We start from the raw sequence: 2,118 nt of genomic DNA on the forward strand, positions 1-2,118 counted from the left end.
GAGCTACCGAGGCTTCTCCCCACCCCAACCCCTCCCCTCAAGGGGGAGGGGCAGCATTGTGCCTGTGGCAGCAAAGCGCCACGCTAAATCGTCACTGCCCGCTTGGAAAGCGAGCGATGACGACCGGGTGATGGGAGGGCACCCCAACATCCACACCCACCGGCTGTCATCCCGGCGAAAGCCGGGACCCAGCCCTGAGCGCATCAACTGGCAAGGAAAGAGCGGCTGCGTTCTTCCTGCCCTGTTCACACACCTTGCGGTTGGGACGATATCTCAGGATGGTTCCCGGCTTTCGCCGGGATGACATCGGGGATGGGGAGGGTCGGTGCGGGAGTTCCCGGGGCCAGTGCCCCTAAGCCACCTCCAGCCCGGCGCCTCCGGCCTCCGCCGCCTCGAGGAGGGCGGCCAGCGCCATGACCTGGCGGTCGCGGATGCCGAGTTCGGCGAGGTGCCGGGCGGTGTTGCGCACGTAGTCGACATTGTTACCCGAGGAACCGACGGCGCCGATCACCATGCGCGCCTGTTCGGCAAGGGTCAGGCGTCCGGCGTACTGGTCGTGGTGGCGGTCGACGAGGAAGGCGAGCGCCTTGACCTCGCGGCCGTCGTCAAGCCGCACGCGCCGCGTCGCTTCCCGGTAGACGCTCGTCACCTGCTCGCGCGCCTTGAGATATTCGCGCACCCCGGGCCAGTCGGCCTCGGTCACCGCGAACGCCATGCCGCGGCAGGAGCCGCCCTCGACGAGGCCGAAGACCAGGCCCGGCCGCTCGGGCGTGCCGCGATGGTGGTGGGAATAGATGCAGAGGCTGCGATGGGCGCCATGCAGCACCGCCGGCCGGGCGGCCACGTGCGCGAAGCCCGGATTCCAGATCAGCGACCCGTAGCCGAAGACCCAGTAGGCCGATGAACCGATATCCGTTGCATCCATTGCCATAACCTATCCTCAATCCTAGTCGAGCAAACCCCTGCGCGGCAATTGCCCGTGGGGCGAAGCTGGTATGCGGCCCGCCCGGGGTTCGGGCCACCCGGAAACGGCGGGATAACACCGTCGCCTGACAAGCCCCGTCAGGATAGAAAGACGCCATGAACCGATTCGCCTATCTCATCCTTGCCATCGTGCTCTTCGTCGTCCTGTGGACGGGCGGCTGGTTCTTCCTGTCGGGCCAGGTGCGCGGCACGGTCGAAAGCCTTGCCGCCAATGACGGCGAGACGGCGCCGCGCCTCACCTGCGAGCGGCTCGATGTCGGCGGCTTTCCCTTCCGTTTCGACGTCGATTGCGCCGGGGCGCGGATCGTTTCGGGGGATATCACGGTCGCCGTGCCCGGGATCGGCGTTTCAGCCCTCGTCTACCGGCCGACGCACCTGATCGGGGCCGCGCGCGGCCCCGCGACGCTGACCGACGCCTTCACGGGGGCACGCAATTCCGTCTCCTGGAGCGCGCTCGATGCGAGCCTGCGCCTTGCCGGCTGGCGCATCGAGCGCTTCTCGCTCGTCGGGCGGGACCTCGCCTGGACCGACACGCTCTTCGGCGAGGCGCTGATCGCCTCGAGCAGCGAGGGCGAGGCGCACCTCATCGACATTCCCGAGCAGCTCGACGCCGAGGCCGGGCGCGCCGCGCTCGCCGGCTATGTGCGGCTCTCCGGGCTCGATGCGCCCGCCTTTGCCGTCGCCGGCGGCGAGACGCAGCTCGAAACGGAACTCACGGGCCTGCCGGCGGACCTGCGGCTCCTCGGCGCGCCCGATGCCCTGCGCGCCTGGCAGCAGGCGGGCGGGCAGCTGCGCATCGTCTCGCTCAACGCCACGGCGGGGCAGGATTATCTGCGCGCCGACGGCGAGGTGTCCCTCAACGATGCGGGACAGGCCGAGGGGCAGCTGCGCATCGCCTCACACGGGGTGGTGGAGCGGATCGAGGGGCTTTTCCCCGAGCCCTATCGCGGCCTCATCCTCGGCCAGCCGGCGGCGGACGGCAGCTACGCCAACACCATCAACCTGCGCGGCGGCGTCATCGCCTCGGGCATGGTGCCGGCGGGAATCATCCCGCCGCTGTTTTAGGCTAGTTCGAGTTTTCGCAGAATTGCCGGCTCCTTCGCCTCCCTCCCCCTTGAGGGGAGGGAATGAGGG

Annotated in this window: 2 protein-coding genes; one reads left to right on the forward strand and one right to left on the reverse strand. The window is 69.0% G+C overall.

From position 1 onward, the window contains the following. Positions 1–352: 352 nt before the first annotated feature. Positions 353–931, reverse strand: coding sequence for a gamma-glutamylcyclotransferase (locus VE25_RS02170; RefSeq protein WP_083988673.1), 579 nt, complete (start codon positions 929–931; stop codon positions 353–355). A gap of 149 nt (positions 932–1,080) precedes the next feature. Here VE25_RS02170 and VE25_RS02175 point away from each other — a divergent pair, with 149 nt between their 5' ends. Then, positions 1,081–2,049, forward strand: coding sequence for a DUF2125 domain-containing protein (locus VE25_RS02175; protein ID WP_046106947.1), 969 nt, complete (start codon positions 1,081–1,083; stop codon positions 2,047–2,049). Positions 2,050–2,118: the final 69 nt, after the last annotated feature.

Origin of the sequence: Devosia geojensis (assembly GCF_000969415.1) — a bacterium.
Taxonomy (GTDB): Bacteria; Pseudomonadota; Alphaproteobacteria; order Rhizobiales; family Devosiaceae; genus Devosia; species Devosia geojensis.

Excerpts from the sequence above, each read along its gene's own strand:
- VE25_RS02170 (WP_083988673.1), bottom strand. The coding sequence starts at position 931 with ATGGCAATGGATGCAACGGATATCGGTTCATCGGCCTACTGGGTCTTC.
- VE25_RS02175 (WP_046106947.1), top strand. The coding sequence starts at position 1,081 with ATGAACCGATTCGCCTATCTCATCCTTGCCATCGTGCTCTTCGTCGTC.